We start from the raw sequence: 21,536 nt of genomic DNA on the forward strand, positions 1-21,536 counted from the left end.
TGGAACCGCAGAGGAACACAGGTAAACGCAGATGGGAGAGGAGCTGAACGCATCTCACCTCTCTTGTTTTTCATCTGTGACTGTCTGTGTTGATCCGTGGTTTATTTTTCCTGTCATGCTCTGAGGCTTTTGTGCTCTGTGGCAAACACTTTCTGTGAGTTCTTCTGATCAAGATGCGACATCGGGACGACTGATCTTATCGGCGGTCATCCTAATCATCGAGTTCGGTGGAGGGCGAGCTGGAACCGGTTTCGGCGAGCTTCTTCCAGAACTCTGCGACAGGAATCTGGTTGATGGTCTCTAACGTTTTGATCGACCGCAAAACAGCCTGGTCACGGTCTGCCTGAACATCCGCGTGAAGTTGTCTGAGTGGGAGTCCAATCAGCGGTGTAAAATCGCTGATGGGGCATCCGACACAATTCAGGCGGCGGAGAGTCTTCATTGTGCGCAGAGGGCTTAAGCTTGAAACTTTGGTCCCTGCAATCTTGAGTTGCGTCAGGCGTGCTTCGGAGAATCCTTCCAGTGTTTCCAGGGCGGTGAAGGACGCGTCCAGGAAATTGAGGTTCTTCAGGGGAATCGACGATAGGTCATGCAGGTGCGGATTGTTTCTACAGTGAAGCTCTTCGAGCGGAAGTGTTGAGAGTGGCGAAACGTCGGAGAGTGTCCCTGTTCCAGGAGCAGAACCGCGGCAACGGACGACTCGCAGATTATCGAGAACCTGAACCGGTCGAAGGTCGGAGATGGTATCTGCGTCGAGCGTGATTCGGATCACGCCATAAGGTTCGACCCAGCCACTGCCCTGAAGCCAGTCGAATTTCGGGTTGAGCAGGGCGAGTCTTTGAAGGACTTCGTTGAGCTGAAGTTGAGGCGGCTTTGAGAGGACCTTCTCTCGCCACGCATCATCGAGGATGTCGGACGAGAGAGTGGCTGGGGGGAGTTGGCTGGCTGGAGATGTCAATGAAGGGGCGGTTTGTTGCGGAGAGGCAGGATGGCCGTCACTGTGAAAGTCGGTGGCGGAATTGGAGTTCAGCAGGCTGATGGCGGCGATGGCGATGGCGGCCAGCAGCAGACTGGCAGACAGAACGGGTAAGCGAGTCTTTGGGGGAGCCAGCGAGGGGAACTCGACTGTCAGATCGCTTTGCCCGGTGACTGTGGGTGGTTCATTGGATGCGGTTGCCAGATTGGTGAGTTCGAACTGAATCATTCGCGCAGACGCGGGTCGCGCAGCAGGATCGACGATGACCATCTTCTCGATCAGAGTCGCGAGTTGAGTAGGCACGTCTGAGTTGAGGGTACGAATCGGCGGAGGCGTGAGATCCCAGCGAGCCCCGAGTCGCTTGAGTTCGGGATAGGGCAGCTGTCCGGTGCAGAGCTCGTAGAGGACGCAGCCGAGGGAGAAGATATCGGCGCGGGCATCGACGTCGGCGCCATGAATCTGTTCCGGGGCGACGTAAGCTGGTGTGCCGGCGCGCCTGATGCCTGAAAGCCCTGAGACTTGATGGGCGAGGCCGAAGTCGAGCAGCTTCACCTGGGGAATTGCGTCGTGGTTGGAGCGAGGCGATGCGGGTGGGCTGGTTTCGTCTTTGAGTTTTTCCAGCCAGATGTTCCCTGGTTTGATGTCGCGGTGCACGATGCCTGCGTCATGAACGACAGCCAGACCTGCGGCGATCTGCCGACCGACCTGGATGATCCACTCGACGGAAGGTCGCAAGGAGGTCATGTAATCGCGCAGCGTTTGGCCTTCGAGGAGTTCCATCGCAAAGTAGGGGGTTGCGATGACATCATCATGGGCAGGTTGTTCGCCGACGAAATAGACGGTTACGACATTCTCATGGCGGACAGCGGCCAGGGCGCGGGCTTCGTTCAGCAGTTGGGCGCGTGTTTCTGCATCGGCACCGGTTTTGATGACTTTGATGGCAACGAGTCGGTTGAGGACAGTATCTTCAGCGCGATAGACGACACCCATGCCGCCGGAGCCCAGAAACTCTTTCAGACGATAGGGGCCGAGTTGTTCTGGTAAGTCAAGGTGACTCCAGGTCTTGGTCACTGGCTTGCGGGAAGCCTGTTCGACGCGACAGACGCGCGCGAGGACATCTTCCAGGTCATGCTCGGAAACAGGCGGTGGGAGGTCTTCGCCGAGGAAGCAGGATGCGATTCCGGAATCAAGTCCGATCGATTCGGCCAGCGATGCGCATCTTGGGCAGACGGACAAGTGGTGTTCATGTCGCTGGACGTCCTGGGGAGCAAGGTGCCCGAGTAGCATGGCCCGAATCTCGGCTTTGGAATAGCACGAGTCCCGGATCGGTTCTTCAATCAGAGACAAGGTCAGCGAACTCCTCATTCAATCGCGCGATGATTTTTGCCTTCGCGGTGTAGACAGCCCACAGGTTGATGCCGAGAGTTTTCGCGACCGCAGAGGCCGGCTTGCCTTCGACCGCATGTTGCCAGAAGGCTTGCCAGACGTCGGGAGTGTAATCGGCTTTGATGACGGTCGCGATCTGGCTGATGAGATGGCGTCGGAATTCTTCTTCGGCGAAGGGCTCATCGTCTTTCCCTGCAAATCCATCACAGACTTCCGCAGGGACGAATTCCAGTTTTCTTTGCCGGGCGCGTGCGCGACATTTATTGCGGGTGATCGTCCAGAGCCAGCCGCGAAAACTTTTGGGGCCTTCGTGCTCGAAGGTCGGTAGTTTTTGAAGCAAGGTTACGAATATGTCCTGGACGATGTCCGCGGCGTCTTCGTGCTGGAAGCCCTGTCGTCTGACCCAGGAGTAAATTCCGATGGAGTAGAGACGGACAAATCGATCCCAGGCGTCAGATTCGTCGATCTGACACAGGCGATGAAGCAGCGTTAACGATGTCGTTTGCATGGTCTTGCAGAAAGCGGACAATCGCTGAGCGAACTTGTCATGGAACGATTGAATCAACCGTACACCTGACGCGGGTACGGCTTTCGAATACTGTCAGCCTCATTTGTGGATTGTCAGTGTATCCGGGTCGCTCCCGTGCACAATTCCATTTGCGGTGCTTAACAGATATTTCGCATCTGGGTTCGCCGATGAAATCGGTCATCAGGTCATCGCAAGCTGCCGAAGGAGCCGCGGCGGTATTCTGTCGGGCTGACGCCGACGGCTGTCTTGAAGAATCTGGAGAATGATTCCTGGCAGGTGAATCCTGCGTGAGTGGAGATTTCGATCATCGATAATTCTGTGTTGGTCAGAAGCTTTTTGATGCGACTGACTTTGGCGTCGCGGATCTCATGACCTGGGGATCGGTTGATGGCTTTCTTGAAACGCTGTTCGATGACACGTCGAGAGACGCCGACACGATCAGCGACGTCGGAGACCTGCAGCGGGCGGTGGCTGTTCTGATGGATCCAGGCGATTGCTTCGCGGACGAGCAGGTCGTCGGTGAAGTGAGTACTTGTCGAGAGACGCTCGATGACGCCGATGGGTTCGATCAGTGTCGGGCCATCGGGAGCAGGAAAGCCATCGATCATGCGATCGAGGATCTCCGCAGACATGCGACCGATCTTTTGAAACTGATGGTCGATACTGGAGATCGGGATCGGCGAGAGCATGGAGATCAAGGGATCGTGTTCGATCGCGAGGATCGCGATATCATGCGGGACATCGACATGAATGCTGGAGCAAATCAGAGTCAGCTCGTGACCGATGATGTCGGACCAGACGAGTAGGGCGATCGGTTTGGGGACGTCTTTGATCCATTCTTTGAGGCGCTGACGTTGAGCGCGGATGTGGGGGCTTCCATCGCTGGGGCCGTATTCAAAGGCGTGAATTGAGGAGATGTTCGATTCTCTGAGCGTCTGGGCATAAGCATCGACCGTGCGACGGGAATAGCCCAGAGATGGTGCACCACCGACGAAGCCGAAATGCTCGAAGCCTTTCTCAAGGAAGAAATTGGCCGCGAGTTGGCCGCAATGTTCTTCTCCTGAAATCACCTTGGGGGCGAAAGGCTGATGATCGGCCAGCCAGGAGATGTTGACGGCGGGAATCTTTCTGCGTTGAATCTCGGCGGACAGCTTCTCGGACGTCAGACGGCAGATCAGACCATGCCCGTTCCAGGTATCGGGGAGCGAGAACTCTTCGTAGAAGCCACGGGGCTCGACATAGAACTCCCACCCTCCCTGCTCGATGGCGTATTGACCAACGCCCAGCAGGATTTGGCGACTCCAGTCATTGGCCGTCTGCACGAGGACCGCGATCTGGCGTCGGTCGGGAAATCGGGTTGTGGAACGGGTAACGGTCATTTGTCCGCTTGATTCTCGATGGCGATACCGTCTTGGTAGAAGTCACGATCGGTTCAGTCTAGCGCTTCTCGATCCTGCACAACAGGATGATCTCCCCTGGCCTTGGCAGAAAATTCATAGTTGGATGGCATGATGGGTGGTGGATACAATCCTTTCGCTCGGCCCTGCTTACCTCTTCGCAAAGATCGTTTGTGACTCAACTGACTTCTGAAACCCGTGACGAACCGAGCGGGCGAGGTGATTACTGGAAGGTACTGTGGCTGGCGTGTGTCGGGGCATTTACTGCGTATTTCTGTATGTATGCGTTTCGCAAGCCCTTCACAGCGGCGCAGTTTGATGGGGTTCAGTGGTGTGGGCTGAGTGTTGACCTGAAATCTGCATTGTTGATTTCGCAGATGCTCGGTTATCTGTTTTCGAAGTTGATGGGCACCTACTTATGTGCCAGTATTCCCGAGAATCGACGTGCTGTGGTTCTGGTGGGACTGATCGCGGTGGCAGAGTGTGCGCTGCTGGTATTCGCGGTTGTGCCGGATGACTGGAAGGTCGTCGCGATCTTCGTCAACGGGCTGCCGCTGGGGATGGTCTGGGGCATCATCGTGCGTTATCTCGAAGGACGTCGTTGTAGTGAAGTGCTGCTGGCGGTGTTGTGTTGTTCGTATATTGTGTCGAGTGGAATCGTCAAAGATGTCGGTATCTGGTGGATGACTCAGGGGGCGATTTCGGAAAGCTGGATGCCGTTTGTCACCGGGTTGACGTTTTTGCCGTTCTTCCTGATCTCGATCTGGATGCTGTCCCGACTACCGCCGCCCAACGAGGAGGATCGACGACATCGGAGCGAGCGGACTTCGATGCCGCGAGCTGAGCAGCTGGCATTCTTGAAGCGATTCAGTGCCGGTTTATTGCCCGCTCTTATCTTCTATTTGCTTTTGACGGCGTTTCGAGACTATCGGGATCTGTTCGCGCCGGAGATTCTGGAAAGCTTCGGGTATGCTGACTCTCCGGGGCTGTTTACCCGGATCGAGCTGCCGGTCTCCCTGGTGACGACGGTTGCGCTGGCGAGTCTGATGCTGGTGCGGGACAACCGACGTGCGGTGCTGACTGTCTATTTCGCGATGTTTCTAGGGGCATGCGGAATCGGTCTTTCGACGCTGCTGCTTGCTTATGAGCTGATTGATGGCGTGACGTGGATGATCTTTGTCGGGCTGGGGCTTTACCTGGCGTATGTGGCGTTTAGCACGGTTTTGTTCGACCGATTTCTGGCGGCGACACGTTCGACGGGCACCTCGGTTTTCGCGATTTATTTTGCCGATACGCTGGGGTATGCAGTCAGCCTGGTGGTCCTGCTGTCGAAGGATCTGTTAGCGCCACAAGTCAGCCAGATGTCGTTTCTGGTTTCGTCGTCGGTCGTGGTTGCTGTTGTCGGGATGGGGAGCATTGCCTGCAGTTGGTGGTTAGTGCGCAAACAGTTTCAGGCGAATTCATAGGATCTTGATGAGATTTGAATCTCTATGTCGACGGCGTGACGGGATTATGAAGAACTGAAGAAGATGCCGGTGGAAACTGTCAAACACTTAGCGCAAACGTGCATGGCTTAGTCAGCTTTAAAACGTATCTTATTGCCATCCTGTCTTTGTCTCTCGGATATTTCCAGAGGAGCTTCTCATGTTGCGTCAGAAAACTGTCCTGCCGATTCAGCGTCGTGGTTTTACGTTGATTGAATTACTTGTTGTGATTGCGATTATCGCGGTTCTTGTTTCCATCCTGCTTCCTGCCGTCCAACAGGCGCGAGAAGCGGCTCGTCGTTCGACGTGTAAGAATAATTTGAAGCAGTTCGGGCTGGCGATGCATAACTATCATGATGTGTTCAGCCAGACTCCGGTGCACCAGAGTCGTGCGGCTCATGATTACGCTGGTGGCTATGGCAACGCTGGTAATCTCTCGTGGTACGTTGGCCTGCTGCCTTATGTCGAGCAGGCTGCGATCTATGACAGCATTCCCTTTGAAACAACCGGAACGGGCTATGCCTGGGATGGAATTGCCAACGGCACGTCTGCCCTCGGTCGAATGACCCGCGCGAATGTTCCACTGGTGACCTGCCCCAGCGAATCCGTTCGAAACACGCTGCTGCCGGGCGTCGTGAACTTCAGTTATGTTGCCAATGCAGGCCCGCCACGCCACCTGACGATTCCTGGCGTGGGAACGTCTGACAATTCTCGGGGGGTTATCTCTCATACTCGAATGACACCTGGTGGGCCTGGTACTGCCAACTGTCAGGGAAGCTGGCTGAATGGCTCGAACAATGCTCGCATCGGTTTTCGGGATATTACCGATGGGTTATCCAACACGATTGCTTTCAGCGAGTCGCTGGTTAACGACGGAACTGGTAACCATCAGGATCGTCGTCGAAACCTCTATTACACGAACGCTCAAAGAATTCAGCAAATCGGGACATCGATCGAAACAGTCGTCGCGGATGGTCTGTCGAATCCTGTCAACTGGTCTGACTGGAGCAAATACAAAGGACTGACCTGGGCTTACTCCGATTCGTGGGAGAAGCACCTTTTCAATCCTGTATTCCCTCCCAACTCGATCTCGATTCCTTCCTACAACACGGACTGGTTTCGTTGTAGTGAAGCCGATGGTGCGATCACTCCTTCCAGTGACCACAAAGGCGGAGTTCAGGTGACGATGGCTGATGGGTCAGTTCACTTCATTTCCAACTCGATCGACTTGCCGACATGGTGGCGACTCGGTTCACGCAATGATGGTCAAGTTGTTGGTCAGTTCTAATCTTTGTGAACGGTCGCGGTTAGCTGGTTTATCACTAGCCGCGACCTGTTTTTGACAGCCACTCTAAGAGCCATTCATTAAGAGACTAGAAATGATATTCGACAAGTTTTCCTTCTCTGGGCCGACCTGCTTTTTGCTTGCTGTCTATGCCGTCGCCAATCTGTGCGGGTGTGGTATGAGTGGCGATTCGTCAGAGATGCGCGTCAAGGATGCGGGCTACACGGTTGATATGCTGGCAGAGGAGACGATCCAGAGACTCAAAACGGCGGCATCGACCGGCGAAACGACCAAGGTTCGCCAGGCATCAGAAGATGCGTCCCGCGGAGCGGATCCCTCGACCGTCGCGGGAAGAAAAGATCCCAACGCCGTGAGTACCATTGTTGAGGACACGGTTGCCAAACTCGCTACTCTTCGCGCAGGTGAACCAGCCCCGAAAGAAGCCGGGACTGCACTTGAAATGAAAATCAAAGCGAGTTCCGATGTCAGTGATTCGATCAAAACTCGCTTCATGACGGAACTGCATTCGTCTGTGGAAACGACTTTCCAAGACAAATAGGCCATCGTCTTTTCACGCCTGTCAACTCGATGCTTGCGACAGACTTCTGACTGGAGAATTCATGACCATCTTTCGACGTTCGTTCCTGCAGTCGGTTCTTGGCGGTGGGGTTGCTCTCGGTTCGGCTGCTGCTCTTGCATCACAGGCGGAGAGTGCTGATGAGCCGTTCATCTTTGCGTTCCTGACGGATACGCACTTGCCGGAGGGCAAGCCCGATGTGGCGGCGCGGGTTGCTGAACTGATTGACCAGATTCAGGATCGTCCTCAGGCTCCTCAGCTGGTGGTCTTTGGCGGCGATAACGTCATGGCGATTGATGGTCGTCAGTCTGATGAGAAGGTCGAGCAGATGCTGGGGTTGTTTGAGAGTCAGGTGATGGACCGCCTGCGAGTTCCCAGCATGAGCTGCATCGGCAATCATGATATTCGCTGGAAGGATCGCGATGCTGACAAGCCGGACAGCTATGCGGAGAAACGTAAGGCGACCGAGACGTACAAGATGCCCAGTCGCTTTTACAGCGCTGATCATGGCGGGTGGACGTACATCATGCTCGATACCTATCACTTCAATGGTTGCGAGATCGATGAAGCCCAATGGGCCTGGCTGGCAGAAGAGTTGAGCAAGAGCGAGCAGCCGGTTTGCATCGTCACGCACGCTCCGCTTTTCTCAGCGACTCACTTCCTTGAGCCGAGTGTTGATACGGAAAAGGGTTACGCGATTCCGCCGGGCTGGTCACCTCGCGGGCTGAATCGGTTTCGAGAGCTGGTTCAAAAGCACCCACGCGTCAAGCTGTGTCTGAGCGGGCACATGCATACATGCGATCGAGTCGACATCGACAACGTCACGTACATCTGCGGCGGGGCGGTCAGTGGCAACTGGTGGCATGAGGAAGAGAAGTATCTTGGCTTTCCGCCGTGCTGGATCGAAGTCAAAACCTATCCGGACGGGCGATGGTCTTACGAGCGACAAGTCTGGACATGACGTCGAACGACCCGGTTGTTTGATACCTGCAGAGCGTGCCTCCGCCTGAAGTTTTTTGTTCTGGACCGTGTGAAATCACGGTACCAAAATCACCTCGTAAAAATCGTCGTCTCGTCAATGTGTTGACGCAGGAGCGCTTTCATGTCGAGTTATCATCGTCGCAGCTTTCTCAAGACGGGGCTTGGTTTTCTAGGCTTGTCTCTCCTCAATCCGCCCCGTTTTCTAAGTGCGGCAGCAGCGACGAACAACTCCTCTCGACATACGTTCGACCTGCTGCCACAGGCGGATGAAACGACCGGACTGCATCTGCTGCGATTGCCTGAAGGGTTTCGATATCGTTCGTTTGGATGGACGGGGGATCTGTTGTCCGATGGCTCGAAGACTCCTGACAAGCATGACGGGATGGCGATCCTCTTTGAAGACGAGCACAAGCTGGTCCTCTGTCGCAATCATGAACTGGATGGAAGCGGTCGCGCGATGGGAGAAGCCTCTCACTCGTTCGACCCGGATGCTCCTGCGGGTTGCATCAACCTGGTGATTGATCGTGATGCCCTGAGTGTGACGGAGTCGTTTGTCAGTCTTTCGGGAACTTCGCGTAATTGTGCCGGAGGACTGACGGGGTGGCAGACGTGGCTGTCGTGTGAGGAAGTGGTCGCGGATCCCGGGGATACGGTCGATGATTTTCGCTATGACTGCCAGCGGGAACATGGCTGGGTGTTCGAGGTGGGTCCCAAGGGGAATCCCTCGCCGACTCCGTTAACCGCCATGGGACGCTTCAGCCACGAAGCGATCGTGCTCGACCACCGAAGCGGACTCTTCTATCTAACGGAAGACCAGCCGACAGCGGGCTTCTACCGGTTCACGCCTCGCAAGCCCGGCGTGCTTTCTGAGGGTGGTCGACTTGAGATGTTGGCGATCGAAGGGGCGACGGACCTTCGCAAAGGATTGCCCGGAAGTGCAGTTGAGGGAGTGAAAGTGCATTGGGTCACGATCGAAGACCCGGAACGCGGCCATTCGCCTGGACGTCGGGATGGTCTGGGTGTCTTCGATCAAGGGACGCGTCAGGGGGCAGCCACGTTTGCACGACTCGAAGGTGCCTGTTTTTCAAATGGCAAGGTCTACTTCTGCGCGACCAGTGGCGGCCGGGCAGAATGCGGCCAGATCTGGGAATATGATCCCGTCAGCGAGCGACTTCGCATTGCTTACGAATCCCCGCATCCCGATGTTCTCGACTTCCCGGACAACGTGACTGTTTCGCCTCAGGGGTTCCTGCTGATTTGTGAGGACAGCGACCGCGGTGCGCAGAATTTGAACCTGCTTGATAAAGAGGGTCAGCTTCGCCTTTTCGCCCAGAACAACGTCGTTCTCCATGGCGAGAAGAATGGCTTCACGGGGGATTTCCGCACAGAAGAATGGGCGGGACCGACCTTCTCTGCGGACGGCCAAACGCTGTTTATCAATATCCAGACGCCAGGGATCACCTTTGCGATCCAGGGGCCGTGGGATCAGCTGACTTAGAAGCTGCTTGACAGTTTACTCAGAGGCATTGAACCCAGACGAGATTCACCACCAAGGCTCAAAGGACACAAAGACTCACGAAGGAATTTTAGGGTTTGAATGCCGGGCACTGAGATTGAAGAGCGGTGCGAGAGGCTTTGGCAGATTGATTGTCTTTGAGAATCACAAATCGAATTGCTGGTTCCTCTTTGTGAACCTTCGTGTCCTTTGAGCCTTTGTGGTGAATGATTCCCGCTCTTTGCATCGCCGGTCCGTTTACCAGCGCCAGCCGGCCCAGCGGTTGTAACCCCAGGGGCTGCCGTAGCGGTAGAAGCCGCCGTAGCCGTAGTAGCCATAGGGGTAACCGTAGTTGTAGCCCCATCCCCAGCCGGGGCTGCCTGCATTCCAGTTGCCGGGGCCATAACCGTAGGCAGCGTAATACGGACCCGAGAAGAGAGGTCCGCCGTTCCAGCCGTAGTTGGTGGTGTAGTTGCCGTAGTAAAGCGGAGGCTGAACGTAGCCTGAGCTCGCGGTGTAGGCGTAACCGTTGTTGCCGTGGTAGTTGTAGTAGGCCGGTGAGAAGGTGTAGTACGGGCGGTAATAGTTGATCGCGGGGTTGTAATAAGGATTGTTGTACGGCGAGTACCAGAGGTTGGAACTACGGTACCCGCTGTAATAAACGTTCGCGCCGTAGTAGGGAGCATACGTGCGTGAGAGGGCGTAATTGCGATACGTCAACGGTGCGTAGGACGAATACGTCCGATAGCGGAAGGGTGCGTTGTTGTAGTAATTGTAGTTGAAGCCACCGTAGGCAGGCCTGTATCCGGCGGCGTAACCGGAGTGGTAGCTGCTGCGGTAGATGGCTTGAGCGGAAGCCGTCTGACTGAGCATCGCGATGAGTAGAAAAGCCAGCAGGGGAAGAACGCGTTTCATGGCGTCACCGTCGTGATTCAGGAATTCAACAGAAGGAAGGTCTCATGTGGTACAAATTCACCATACGGCGGGCCACAGGGAAAAGCAAGGAGGTTTAGGGAGACCGGGGCGCGTTTGCGGGTTGTGCCGCACCGGGCAGGTTTTGGCCTTCATCGACACCATCACTGCCGGACAATCTGCTCAGCCCTTCTGCATCTCTTTCGTAAACGAATCCTTCAACGTCACGGTGCGGTTAAAGACCGGACTGACGGGGGTTGAGTCTTTGGTGTCGACGCAGAAATAGCCCAGGCGTTCGAACTGCACCGTCGTTCCTGGCTCGAGGGATTTGAGTGCAGGCTCTAAGCGGGCATCCGTCAGGGTGACCAGCGAGTTCGGGTTGAGGGATGCTTTGAAGTCCTGGCCTTCTTCGACGTCCATTGGATCCTCTTTGGTATACATTCGCTCGTAGAGTCGCACGGTGGCGGGGAACGACTCGGTCGCGCTGACCCAGTGCAGGGTTGCTTTGACTTTGCGACCATCGGGAGAATCGCCACCTTTGGTCAGCGGGTCGTAGGTGCAACGCAGTTCGGTGATGTTGCCGCTGGCGTCTTTAATGACTTCATTGCAGGTGATGTAATACGCCCAGCGCAGACGGACTTCCTTACCGGGGGACAGTCGGAAGAACTTCTTGGGTGGTTCTTCCATGAAGTCGTCCTGCTCGATGTAGAGCTCGCGGGTGAAGGGGACCTGTCTGGTCCCGGCCGATTCATCTTCCGGGTTGTTGATGGCTTCGAGTTGTTCGACCTGGCCTTCCGGATAGTTCGTAATGACGACCTTGATCGGCTTGAGGACAGCCATGTAACGCGAGGCCTGTTTGTTGAGGACATCGCGGACCGCGTTCTCCAGAACGACGAGATCCGTTGTCCCTTCGTACCGGGTGACTCCGACTTGCTTGCACAGGTTTCGCAGCGCCTCGGCTGGGTAACCACGACGACGTACTCCGGCGATCGTCGGCATGCGCGGGTCGTCCCAGCCATCGACGTATTTGCCTTCGACGAGTTCGAGCAGACGGCGTTTGCTCATCACCGTGTAGGTGAAATTCAGCTTGGCGAATTCGTACTGATGGGAGGGGAAGATGCCGAGTTGTTCGATGTACCAGTCATAGAGCGGGCGGTGCGTCTCGAACTCGAGGGTACAGATCGAATGCGTCACGTTCTCAATCGAATCCGACTGACCGTGAGCGAAGTCATACATGGCATACAGACACCACTTGTCACCCGTGCGATGGTGGTGAGCATGGAGGATGCGGTACATGATGGGATCGCGCAGGTTCATGTTGCGACTGGCCATATCGATTTTGGCCCGCAGGACATGCTCCCCTTCCTTGAACTCGCCGTTTTTCATGCGCATGAATAAGTCGAGGTTCTCTTCAACCGATCGATCGCGATACGGACTCTCCACGCCGGGAGCATTGATGTTGCCTCGGTTGGCGCGGATCTGCTCCAGTGTCTGGCTGTCGACATACGCTTTGCCATCTTTGATCAGCTTGACGGCCCAGTCGAACAGTTGCGCGAAGTAATCACTCGCATAATGCTCTTCAGCCCATTGGAAGCCGAGCCACTGGATGTCCTTCTTGATGTTGTCGACGTACTCCTGCGACTCCTTCGTCGGGTTCGTATCATCGAAGCGGAGGTTGCACTTCCCGTGGAACTCCTGCGCGATGCCGAAGTTCAGGCAGATCGATTTGACGTGCCCCAGGTGCAGATACCCGTTCGGCTCTGGCGGAAACCGCGTCTGCACCCGCCCCCCATGCTTCCCGGAGGCAATGTCAGCAGCCACGATCTCACGAATGAAGTCGGTGTGGGCGGATGGTGATACAGAGTTGTCGTCGGCCATTGATCGGTGAATTCTAACGGTTAATTTAGAAAGAAATGAAACAATCAGGTCGTTGGAGGATTTAGTTCATCCCAGATATTTTGAAGTTCAGCAACTGCATCAAAATCCTTCGGACGGCCTGCTGCTATTTTAAGCTTGATCAGCTTTTCGAGACTAATACATGGCGATGTTACACCATGGACGGTCATTGGCGACTGGAACTCATAGAGTTTCTCGTAATCGCCACCGCCAACAACTTCACCCAATAGGTCGATCGCGCCAAGATCAGTGATGAGAGTAAAATTCAATCCGAGTTGGAGAGTTGTCACATCAAATGGAAACGGGAGACCGGGTGGTGCATCTCGTAAATACGGATTCAGAGGCTTGAGCACGGAAACGATTCGTTCGAGATTCTCATGGCTACGACGGTACACAATATCCACATCCTTCGTGAATCGAGCAGAACCATGTGCCGTAGCTGCAACTCCTCCAATAAGAATGAATTCGACCTCGCCCTGAATAAGGGTACTTAGTAAAGCAGGGTAATCCGTCATTGGTTCTCGAATCGCTTTCGTATTCGCTCTTCTTTGGCTTTCTGTGCTGCTTCATAAAAGTCAGACATTGCCTGGAGATTCTGAAATCGCTGTTCCATCGTCGAGGCCAGGTTTGAGCGAACAAGAGTCATGTCAATTCCAGGTTTATAGGCGTCGATCCAAGGCAATATTGGAAATGGCCTGTCGGTCCTTTTTTGTTCGATCATGGAAAACCTCTCTTCGTTTCAGATCACACCCGGATTATAGCTTTCTTCGACTCAGTCGTGAAGATGAAGCCACCGATATCAGGCGCAACTCAACTATTCCGGCGTCTCCCGCCACTTCTCCTCGAAGTCCTCCAACATCTCAGCCTCGTCGACCTGTTCATCGTCGCACAGCGACTGGCGCATCTTTTGATACAGTTCCTGCAGACGGGCTTCGTCGCGTTCTGCCTGCTCTTGTTCAAGGCGTTTCAATGCGTCGAGCGGATCGTTGTTATCCATTGCCATTTCTCCGCAGGGTGCCATCAATCAAGCCAGTTTTCTTTGCGTTGCGTCACAGCGACTGTGCGTGAGACCATGATGGTCCGGGCGTGTGACGTTGTTGTGTCCGACAGGGAGATCGACGTTCATTGTGCGATCGCACGGCTGGCACAGCCGTGGCACACGGGGAATGATGTCGAGTCGTTGGTGAGAGGATGCAATGAGCGGAAGCGGCTCGGACGGAGCCTCGCCCTCCCGAAGACGGGTTTAGCCCTTTGCTTTTTCGACCGTCCGTTCCATGCGTCGTACGCAGCGTTCTTTGCCGAGCAGTTCCATGGCTTCGAACATCCCGACACCGGATGTCTTTCCGGTGACAGAAAGACGCAGGGCGTGAATGATCTGCCCGATCTGGAGGCCGCGTTGTTCGACGAACTGATGCACGACGCGGTCGAAGTCCGACGCGCCGGCGATGTCCGAATTCAAGATCACGCCGCTCAGGTCGAACAGCAGGTCCGCTGCTCCTTCTGCTTTCGTGATCCGTTTCTCGAAGCCCTTTTCATCCCAGGTCATCTCGTTATCAGCAACGAAGAACTCATCGAATCGCAGCACATCTGAGAAGACGGTCAGGCGGTCGCCGATGGCTTCGATGATCTTGGCGACTTCGAGTCGGGTGACGTCGTCGTAATCAGCTTTGATGTAGCCCGCTTTGACGAGAAACGGCAGGCAGCCATTGAGCTTGTCTTCCAGAGTCAGCTGACCCATCCAGTACGCTTCATAGCTGAGCAGTTTCTCGGGATCGAGTCCCGCAGCGGACTTGATGACGCGCTCCAGGCTGAACTCGCGGATCATATCTTCCAGCGAGAAGTATTCGGTCTTGTCATCAAACGACCAGCCAAGTCGCACCAGGGCATTGAGTACCCCGGCTGGCAGGAAACCGGCTTTCTCATAGAACTCCACCATGACTGGATCGAGCCCTGCCGATTGTTCCAGTCCCAGTTTCGGGAAGACATCCGAGCCGATGTTGAACAGCTTGGCAAACGCGGAATTCTTTTTGTACTGATCGAGTTTCCGTTTTGACAGTTTCTCTTTGCTGCCGGGAGCTGCGACGAATGGAATGTGCGCGAACTCCGGCATCTTGTAGCCGAGGGCTTCGTGCAGCATCGCCTGCAGAGGTGTATTCGAGAGGTGCTCCTCGGCGCGAACGACGTGCGTGATTTCCATCAAGCCATCGTCGACGACGGTTGCGAAGTTGTACAGAGGCATGCCCCCGGTGCGTACGATGACCGGGTCCGCCATCAGTCCGGCGTCGAATTTCACTTCGCCCCGGACGTGGTCGTTGATGACGACGGTGTGTTCACGCGGGATTGCGAAACGGACGACGTAGGGCGTCCCTGCATCGAGCTGCTTTTGAATGTCCGCATCGGATGCCTCCAGCCAGGTCCGCTCATTCAGAAAGACACGCTTCTCTTTCTCAGCGAGCGTGCGGCCTTCTGCGAACTTCTCTGGCGGGTCAAAATCGCGATAGGCCTTGCGGGTTTCGAGCAGGCGATGGAGTTCGCGATCGTAGAGGTCTTTGCGCTGTGACTGGAAGTACGGACCTTTGTCCCCCTTGACCCGTGTCATGTCGACGTGACCATTCTCATAAACGGGACCTTCATCCCATTCCAGATTCAGCCAGCGGAACGCTCGCAGAATCGGGCCGAGGGCTTCGTCGTTGTTTCGCTGTTGATCCGTATCGTCGATACGCAGGATGAATGTCCCGCCGTGGTGACGGGCGAACAGCCAGCAGAACAGGGCCGTCCGCATGCCTCCGATGTGCATGTAGCCAGTTGGCGAGGGAGCGAAACGCGTACGGACGTGCGAGGACATGAAACGTCAATCTCTTCAGAAATTCATCAGGAAAATTCGAACGAAAAGCATCCAGCCAGAACCGCGATAATAGACACATTCCCCACCCACAACAAGTTGATGCCTCACCCGGAACGTCTCGGATCAGAATCGAGATGGACGCCCGTCGTCAGCCACGTTATACCGAGATGCGATTCTCCCATTCGACGAACAATTGAAGAGTGCACCCATGGTCAAAATCGTCATTGCCGTCTGTACAACCATCGTTGTTTATGCCCTGATCGTGGCGCTGGCTGGTTTCTGGTATCTCTCCAGCGCACTGGAAGCTCCCGATTTCTATACACAGATTCTCGCGCAGGAGATCCCCGAGGATGTCCGCCAGCAGCAACTGGAGCAGTTGGAACAAAAAGCGATCAAGCTTCAGGAGGAGATCTCATTCGAACCAACTTCTTCCCCTCTTCCTGCGAGCGAACAATCCTTAGAGCCTGTTCCTGCTCTTGCGATTACTGACGACGTGACACCCGCTTCCAATCTGCAGCCATGGTCGATCGACCTGACTCAGGACGAAATCAACAGCTGGCTGATGGGACAACAGAGCTTCAAGTTGCCCGATGAGATCCAGGACCCGCGGGTCGTCATCGAAGAAGAGCAGGCCAAGATCGCGGCGAAAGTAAGTCGCTCGGGACTGACGGGTTATGTGGCTTTGGCTGTCGTTCCGCACTTTGAAAACAACGTGATCACACTCGATCTTCTCTCCTTGACGGCTGGCAACCTTGAACTCGGCGTGGCTGACATCGCCAAAGGCGTTTATGCCCAACTCCCCGCTGACACCCGCGCTGTCTGCGAGCTCGATACTTCAGGCCCGATCACACAACTCCGCATCCGTCTCCGCCCACAACCGACCGACAAACCTCAACTGACAGGTGTCCTGCTCAAGCCGGGGATTTTCACCCTGCAGGGGGTGCGGGCTTTGACGACGGCGACTCCGTAGAAGCTGCTTAAGAATTCATGCAGAGCAATCAAACCCGGAGGAGATTCACCACCAAGGCTCAAAGGACACAAAGACTCACGAAGGAATTCCAGCATTTGAATGCGCGGCAGCTTGATCAAAGATCAAGAAAAGCGTGAGGGGCTTTGGCCGGTCGATTTTCTTTGAAACTCTCCATTTGAATTCATGGTTCTTCTTTGTGAACCTTCGTGCCCTTTGAGACTTTGTGGTGAATGATTCCCTGCTGTTGATTTCTCAAGCAAGCTCTAAGCACGGACATGAAATCGGGGGGCTTGGTTGTTGAATGTTTTTGATGCTAAGCGGGCGGATTGATGGTCCGCACAGCGGACCCTACACCATGGCTTCCTGGCCTAGTAGATCGACTTTCCAGGTTTCGTCAGGTTCTTCTTCAAGTGTTCCTACGGCGGCGATTGCTCGTCGGATGATGAGGTCGCAGAGGTCTTCGTAGCTCATGCCGAGACGGGCGGCGGCTTTGGGAACCAGGGAGTGGTCGGTCATGCCGGGGGAGGTGTTGACTTCGAGGACCCAGGGCTCGTCCGCGTAATCAAGACGCAGATCGACGCGGGCCACGCCGCGAGTTCCCAAGGCACGGCAGGCGCGTTGGGCGGTCTCGTAAAGGTTGTACTGGACTGTCAGCGGGAGTTCGTGATCGAAGACGTAACGAGTCTGTTCGTCTTCGTACTTGGCTTCGAAGTCGAACCAGCCACGTTGCGATTTGACCTGGATCGCGGGCAGAGGACGAGAATCGATGAAGCCGACGGTCCATTCGCTCCCGAGGATCGCCCGTTCGATCAGAACGAGCTTGTCATAATTGAGGGCGGCTTCGATGGCAGGGATCAGCTGGGACATCTCGTCGACCCAGCGGACGCCGATGCTCGAGCCCTGCGCGTTGGGTTTGACGACGACCGGGAAGCCCATGCGTTCGACGACGGCATAGATTTCTTCAGGTCGATCAGCCAGCGAGAAGACGCAGTGATCGCCGTGGACTTTGCGACCAACAGCGAGGTACTCCGGCGTCGGGATCGAGTGAGAGCGAAAGACCTGCTTGGCGGCTCGTTTATCGAAAGCCAGTTGAGAGGCTTTCATTCCGCTGCCGGTATAAGGAATGCCAGCCTGGTCGAGGATTTCCTGAACCTGACCGTCTTCGCCGAAGGTGCCGTGGAGGGCATTGAAGACGACGTCCCAGCGTTTCCAGTTGAGAGCGGGGAGGTTGATATCCCGGGGGTCGATCGTTTCGACAGTGTGCCCGAATTTTAACAACGCAGAAGCAACGGCGTTGCCGCTTTTGAGAGAGATCTCTCGTTCGGCTGATGGCCCTCCCTGGAGCACGAGCACACGATATCGTTCCATTGTCTGTCCTCTTTTTTGATTTTCGTCACCCGACTCGAGGGGCGACTGTCATCGGGAGAAAACCCGCTGGGGACAGACGACGTTCGAGCTGGTATCAGTTCGATGCCTGGGCGAGCGGGTTGATACTTTCTCCGGTGATGGGATTAAGTCGCTGCAGGTTGGTGATTTTCCAGACATCGTCCATCTTGCTCCAGGTCAGAATCCAGCGTGTTGAGATGTGCTGGGCAAAGTCCATGGAGAGCTGGTTTCCACCAGGAGACAAGGCGACGGTTCCATTGGCCCGGAAGTGGGAGGTGGCTGACTTTCCACCGCCGGCCATTTTGACCTGAAGATCGGTGACGCCCAGATCGTCTTTGATATCAACGAGGTTCATCCCTTTGCGGATCATCTCGCGAATTTCAACTTCGTTGGGATTCACGTAATCGATTGTCTGTTCAATATTCCCCGACTTACAGGCGTCGGCCAGACCATAAACGGAGTTTTCGACCCGTTCTAAATCGGTCACGATCGCTCGTTCTATGAAAAAGATTGCCGCTCCCAGGACAACACACCCGATCGCGGCGTACGCGTACTTTTTGAGAGGTGTCTTCGAGAAAAGGGCGATGAAAAAGGCGGTGCCGACGAGGCATAAGAGGATCGGTTCCCAAGAGGATTCTGTCAGCCACATTGCTGCCCTGCGACTTTCCGTAGGGATACGACCGCGGTGGGAACGGGCCCGCAAGACGCATCGAGAACATTTTATACGTATTTCGAGCGTGGGTAAAGCGGAACTTTACCTTATTCCAGAAGCTGCCCACCGTTCCCGGCGTCAGCGATCCACATGTCCTGACAAATCTGAATACGCTGCCCTGCCTTCCCGGCTCGAATGAGAAATTTTGCCATCGGTACATTTTTACGGGATTTGTTTGAGAAGGGCCGATGTGACCTGACCTTAACGTGTGGCACACAGAGAGGGAGGGCGAACCTCCGTGTGAGCCGCAGCTATGCATCGCGAGACCTCAACTTTGCGCAAGACATGATGTCCTCGTCGTGTGCGCGGCTGGATTAGCTGTGGAAATAGACGCTCTTTGCGCGATCGCACGGCTGACACAGCCGTGGCACACAGGAAATCGGATGGAGCGCCATGCCGTCGAAGCGAAGATTTTCAAATCGCATGAAAAAGGCTGTAACACCGGAAGATGGACTCCGCTGTGACGAGTGTGGGAAGCCAAACGACTTCCTCAAACAAACGTCCCAACAATCTTCCAATTCTGGAGTCCGTCATGAAACGCTTCCTTCCGATCATTCCGACTGCTGCCTCGCTGCGGCTCATCGCAACTCATTCACTTGCCATCACGATCCTCCTGGGGATGACTGCCCTCGCGACGGCTGATGGACCCAGCAAGGGGGGTGGGATGAGTCGGTCGATGGGGCAGAAGATGTCTTCATCGTTCAAACAACCTTCTGGTGGATACGGGATGCCGTCATCCAAACCCAGCCCGACTGGCGGTTTCAAACCCAACAAACAAATCGGGGGAACAGGGCATCGTTTTCCCGGCAAGCCGATCATGAACACAACGGGTGGTGTGAAGCCGATTGGCTCTGGTCCGATCATCAAGCCAGTCACGGGAATTAATCCGAAGCCGGTCAAACCGGGACCGTTTCAACCGACCTTCCCGGTCAAACCACAACCCGGCAAACCGGTGAAACCGCCGATCAAGCCGTTTCCTCCGATTGTGGGAACTGGCGGTGGTGGTGTCGTCAAACCTCCCAAGTGGCCGACTGGTCCGATCGGGCCGATCGGGCCAGTCGTGGGTCCTGTTGGTCCGATCGGTCCCAAGCCTCCCCTTGGTCCGATTAAACCTCCAATTGGTCCAATCGGCCCCGTCAAGCCACCGCTTCCTTTCCCACCGAAGCCATTACCTCCAAAACCTGTTCCTCCGAAACCACCCCAAGGTGATCACGACCATGATCATCACCACCATCACCCACACTGGCCAAACTTCGGCTTCTGGCCCGTCCCACGCGGTCCGATCTACTGTCCGACGCCCGTTATCAACAACGCCTGTCCGATTGTGATTAGCAATCCCGGAGTCATCGTCGAAGCACCGGTTGTGCTGGATGTCGTTCCTCAGATCGAAAATGGGTCGGAATTCACGATGCTGGTCGAAGGGGATGCCCCACAGATTCGATTGGCTGTGCTGATGGTCAACAACACCCAGATGCTGCTGGAGATCACATCGACAGGCCAGGGGTATATCACCATGAAAATGCCACAACTGCTGCTGAGAAACACTCAGCCCGCATCGCTGGCCCTGATGGTGAATGAAACGACGCCGGTGGCTCAGGTCAACGTCGAGATCATTCAGGCGAAAGCCGTGTCGACGGTGAGTGTGGTTCGCTAAGATTGCAGTGATTCTCTTATGATTAAAATCTTGACGTGCCTTTCCCGACGCCGGGGATACATTGTGTGTCCTCGGTGTTTTTTTCGTTGAGAAAGCCGGTCTGGACTGTTTGCTTATCGATTTGAGTTGAAGGGGCGAAATGAGAATTCGTCGGACGGAGGTTGGTGACCTGGGCCGGGTGATGGAGATTTATGCGAAGGCACGGGAATTGATGGTGGCGAACGGGAATGCGACACAGTGGGTGGATGGGTATCCGTCACGCGAAGTGATTGATCGCGACATGGCGAAGGGGAATAGCTACGTCTGTCTGGACGAGGAACGGATCGTCGCGGTCTTTTATTTCGGAGTCGAAGTCGACCCGACGTATGCGGTGATTTATGAAGGGGCGTGGTTGAACGAGCAACCGTATGGGGTCGTGCATCGGCTGGCGGTTGATGCGACGAAGAAGGGGACGGCGACGTTCTGTATGGAATGGTGCTACGAACAGGCGGGAAACATTCGGGTCGATACCCATGAAGACAACAAGGCGATGCAGCGAGTGTTGGAGAAGTGCGGGTATGCTGTTTGTGGGAGAATTGTCGTCGCGAATGGGACGAGCCGGGTGGCGTATCAGAAGCAGAGAGCGGGAGATCTGTAAAAATGAAATCGCGATCCCACACTTGGACTTATCGGAAGACGATTGAACTCGTCACAACTCTGACGGTTCTGACGGTTCTTTTTGGTGGGTACCTCTTCGTTGACTATCAGGTCATTCGTCACCAAAGTCCGCCGTCGAAAGATTGTTCGCTCTTGGAATTGGAAGCCAAGATTGGATCGCCTGTGCATCTGGCGTTTGTTGGAGAAAGAGCGGAACGACGGCTTGTCTGGATGGGACGGTTGCCATCGTATGTTGTCCGTTCCGGGGCGCCGTGTTATGTCTTTGACATGACTGGCCACCTCGTGACCTGGTGCCCTGAAACGCAAGAGGGTTGGAGATACGACTATTTGGCTGCTGAAGCGAGTCGTACCGAATCGATCAGTATCAGCGAGGCAGAGGCGATGACGAAATGAG

At 55.2% G+C, this 21,536-nt stretch carries 19 protein-coding genes; 9 read left to right on the forward strand and 10 right to left on the reverse strand.

The genetic code is table 11. The annotated features are described in order from the left end of the window. Nucleotides 1-211: 211 nt before the first annotated feature. From SH248x_RS16590 to SH248x_RS16600, 3 genes are all read right to left on the reverse strand, one after another. Complete coding sequence (locus tag SH248x_RS16590; protein WP_459555417.1) at nucleotides 212-2,263, reverse strand: serine/threonine-protein kinase; 2,052 nt, start codon at nucleotides 2,261-2,263, stop codon at nucleotides 212-214. Nucleotides 2,264-2,309: 46 nt separating this feature from the next. Next, entirely contained in the window at nucleotides 2,310-2,870 is a 561-nt protein-coding gene (locus SH248x_RS16595) for an RNA polymerase sigma factor (protein WP_459555418.1), read from the reverse strand. A gap of 206 nt (nucleotides 2,871-3,076) precedes the next feature. Further along, nucleotides 3,077-4,270, reverse strand: a complete 1,194-nt coding sequence (locus tag SH248x_RS16600; RefSeq protein WP_459555419.1) for a XylR family transcriptional regulator — start codon at nucleotides 4,268-4,270, stop codon at nucleotides 3,077-3,079. Nucleotides 4,271-4,461: 191 nt separating this feature from the next. On the opposite strand from SH248x_RS16600, the gene SH248x_RS16605 reads away from it, so the two are divergent. From SH248x_RS16605 to SH248x_RS16625, 5 genes are all read left to right on the forward strand, one after another. After that, nucleotides 4,462-5,754: a DUF5690 family protein gene (locus SH248x_RS16605; RefSeq protein WP_459555420.1), complete on the forward strand. Its 1,293-nt coding sequence runs from the start codon at nucleotides 4,462-4,464 to the stop codon at nucleotides 5,752-5,754. A 178-nt stretch (nucleotides 5,755-5,932) separates the two neighbouring features. Next, a complete protein-coding gene (locus SH248x_RS16610; RefSeq protein ID WP_459555421.1) occupies nucleotides 5,933-7,060 on the forward strand; it encodes a DUF1559 family PulG-like putative transporter in 1,128 nt (375 codons plus the stop codon). A 91-nt stretch (nucleotides 7,061-7,151) separates the two neighbouring features. Further along, nucleotides 7,152-7,616, forward strand: a complete 465-nt coding sequence (locus SH248x_RS16615; RefSeq protein WP_459555422.1) for a hypothetical protein — start codon at nucleotides 7,152-7,154, stop codon at nucleotides 7,614-7,616. A 61-nt stretch (nucleotides 7,617-7,677) separates the two neighbouring features. After that, nucleotides 7,678-8,595: a metallophosphoesterase family protein gene (locus SH248x_RS16620; protein WP_459555423.1), complete on the forward strand. Its 918-nt coding sequence runs from the start codon at nucleotides 7,678-7,680 to the stop codon at nucleotides 8,593-8,595. Nucleotides 8,596-8,736: 141 nt separating this feature from the next. Then, entirely contained in the window at nucleotides 8,737-10,113 is a 1,377-nt protein-coding gene (locus tag SH248x_RS16625; protein WP_459555424.1) for a PhoX family protein, read from the forward strand. Between the two features lie 255 nt (nucleotides 10,114-10,368). Here the strand turns inward: SH248x_RS16625 and SH248x_RS16630 are convergent, their stop codons facing one another. The 5 genes from SH248x_RS16630 to gltX form a co-directional block, all read right to left on the reverse strand. After that, nucleotides 10,369-11,025 (reverse strand): hypothetical protein, encoded by a 657-nt coding sequence (locus SH248x_RS16630; protein WP_459555425.1) that lies wholly within the window; start codon nucleotides 11,023-11,025, stop codon nucleotides 10,369-10,371. A gap of 180 nt (nucleotides 11,026-11,205) precedes the next feature. Next, nucleotides 11,206-12,900 (reverse strand): glutamine--tRNA ligase, encoded by a 1,695-nt coding sequence (locus tag SH248x_RS16635; protein WP_459555426.1) that lies wholly within the window; start codon nucleotides 12,898-12,900, stop codon nucleotides 11,206-11,208. A gap of 44 nt (nucleotides 12,901-12,944) precedes the next feature. Further along, entirely contained in the window at nucleotides 12,945-13,433 is a 489-nt protein-coding gene (locus SH248x_RS16640; RefSeq protein ID WP_459555427.1) for a hypothetical protein, read from the reverse strand. 299 nt (nucleotides 13,434-13,732) lie between these two features. After that, nucleotides 13,733-13,915, reverse strand: coding sequence for a hypothetical protein (locus SH248x_RS16645; protein WP_459555428.1), 183 nt, complete (start codon nucleotides 13,913-13,915; stop codon nucleotides 13,733-13,735). Between the two features lie 246 nt (nucleotides 13,916-14,161). Next, nucleotides 14,162-15,763, reverse strand: a complete 1,602-nt coding sequence (gltX, locus tag SH248x_RS16650) for a glutamate--tRNA ligase (protein WP_459555429.1) — start codon at nucleotides 15,761-15,763, stop codon at nucleotides 14,162-14,164. Between the two features lie 208 nt (nucleotides 15,764-15,971). Between gltX and SH248x_RS16655 the strand changes: the two genes are divergently transcribed. Continuing rightward, nucleotides 15,972-16,733 carry a hypothetical protein gene (locus tag SH248x_RS16655; protein ID WP_459555430.1) on the forward strand — a complete coding sequence of 254 codons (762 nt, stop codon included), beginning with the start codon at nucleotides 15,972-15,974 and terminating at the stop codon, nucleotides 16,731-16,733. Nucleotides 16,734-17,081: 348 nt separating this feature from the next. Here the strand turns inward: SH248x_RS16655 and SH248x_RS16660 are convergent, their stop codons facing one another. Beyond that, nucleotides 17,082-18,101 carry a D-alanine--D-alanine ligase gene (locus SH248x_RS16660; protein ID WP_459555431.1) on the reverse strand — a complete coding sequence of 340 codons (1,020 nt, stop codon included), beginning with the start codon at nucleotides 18,099-18,101 and terminating at the stop codon, nucleotides 17,082-17,084. 94 nt (nucleotides 18,102-18,195) lie between these two features. Continuing rightward, entirely contained in the window at nucleotides 18,196-18,606 is a 411-nt protein-coding gene (locus SH248x_RS16665) for a hypothetical protein (protein ID WP_459555432.1), read from the reverse strand. A 757-nt stretch (nucleotides 18,607-19,363) separates the two neighbouring features. Between SH248x_RS16665 and SH248x_RS16670 the strand changes: the two genes are divergently transcribed. From SH248x_RS16670 to SH248x_RS16680, 3 genes are all read left to right on the forward strand, one after another. Continuing rightward, nucleotides 19,364-20,485, forward strand: coding sequence for a hypothetical protein (locus SH248x_RS16670; protein WP_459555433.1), 1,122 nt, complete (start codon nucleotides 19,364-19,366; stop codon nucleotides 20,483-20,485). A gap of 139 nt (nucleotides 20,486-20,624) precedes the next feature. Next, nucleotides 20,625-21,122: a GNAT family N-acetyltransferase gene (locus SH248x_RS16675; protein ID WP_459555434.1), complete on the forward strand. Its 498-nt coding sequence runs from the start codon at nucleotides 20,625-20,627 to the stop codon at nucleotides 21,120-21,122. A gap of 2 nt (nucleotides 21,123-21,124) precedes the next feature. Further along, on the forward strand, nucleotides 21,125-21,535 hold the full coding sequence (locus SH248x_RS16680) for a hypothetical protein (protein WP_459555435.1): 411 nt from the start codon (nucleotides 21,125-21,127) through the stop codon (nucleotides 21,533-21,535). Nucleotide 21,536 lies beyond the last annotated feature (1 nt).

This window comes from Lacunimicrobium album, assembly GCF_052161635.1.
In the GTDB taxonomy this organism is placed as follows: Bacteria; Planctomycetota; Planctomycetia; order Planctomycetales; family Planctomycetaceae; genus SXPC01.

Bases quoted from the DNA above. Each gene is read 5' to 3' on its own strand.
- SH248x_RS16590 (WP_459555417.1), bottom strand. From the start codon at position 2,263: ATGCTACTCGGGCACCTTGCTCCCCAGGACGTCCAGCGACATGAACAC.
- SH248x_RS16595 (WP_459555418.1), bottom strand. From the start codon at position 2,870: ATGCAAACGACATCGTTAACGCTGCTTCATCGCCTGTGTCAGATCGAC.
- SH248x_RS16600 (WP_459555419.1), bottom strand. From the start codon at position 4,270: ATGACCGTTACCCGTTCCACAACCCGATTTCCCGACCGACGCCAGATC.
- SH248x_RS16610 (WP_459555421.1), top strand. From the start codon at position 5,933: ATGTTGCGTCAGAAAACTGTCCTGCCGATTCAGCGTCGTGGTTTTACG.
- SH248x_RS16615 (WP_459555422.1), top strand. From the start codon at position 7,152: ATGATATTCGACAAGTTTTCCTTCTCTGGGCCGACCTGCTTTTTGCTT.
- SH248x_RS16620 (WP_459555423.1), top strand. From the start codon at position 7,678: ATGACCATCTTTCGACGTTCGTTCCTGCAGTCGGTTCTTGGCGGTGGG.
- SH248x_RS16625 (WP_459555424.1), top strand. From the start codon at position 8,737: ATGTCGAGTTATCATCGTCGCAGCTTTCTCAAGACGGGGCTTGGTTTT.
- SH248x_RS16630 (WP_459555425.1), bottom strand. From the start codon at position 11,025: ATGAAACGCGTTCTTCCCCTGCTGGCTTTTCTACTCATCGCGATGCTC.
- SH248x_RS16635 (WP_459555426.1), bottom strand. From the start codon at position 12,900: ATGGCCGACGACAACTCTGTATCACCATCCGCCCACACCGACTTCATT.
- SH248x_RS16640 (WP_459555427.1), bottom strand. From the start codon at position 13,433: ATGACGGATTACCCTGCTTTACTAAGTACCCTTATTCAGGGCGAGGTC.
- SH248x_RS16645 (WP_459555428.1), bottom strand. From the start codon at position 13,915: ATGGATAACAACGATCCGCTCGACGCATTGAAACGCCTTGAACAAGAG.
- gltX (WP_459555429.1), bottom strand. From the start codon at position 15,763: ATGTCCTCGCACGTCCGTACGCGTTTCGCTCCCTCGCCAACTGGCTAC.
- SH248x_RS16655 (WP_459555430.1), top strand. From the start codon at position 15,972: ATGGTCAAAATCGTCATTGCCGTCTGTACAACCATCGTTGTTTATGCC.
- SH248x_RS16660 (WP_459555431.1), bottom strand. From the start codon at position 18,101: ATGGAACGATATCGTGTGCTCGTGCTCCAGGGAGGGCCATCAGCCGAA.
- SH248x_RS16670 (WP_459555433.1), top strand. From the start codon at position 19,364: ATGAAACGCTTCCTTCCGATCATTCCGACTGCTGCCTCGCTGCGGCTC.
- SH248x_RS16675 (WP_459555434.1), top strand. From the start codon at position 20,625: ATGAGAATTCGTCGGACGGAGGTTGGTGACCTGGGCCGGGTGATGGAG.
- SH248x_RS16680 (WP_459555435.1), top strand. From the start codon at position 21,125: ATGAAATCGCGATCCCACACTTGGACTTATCGGAAGACGATTGAACTC.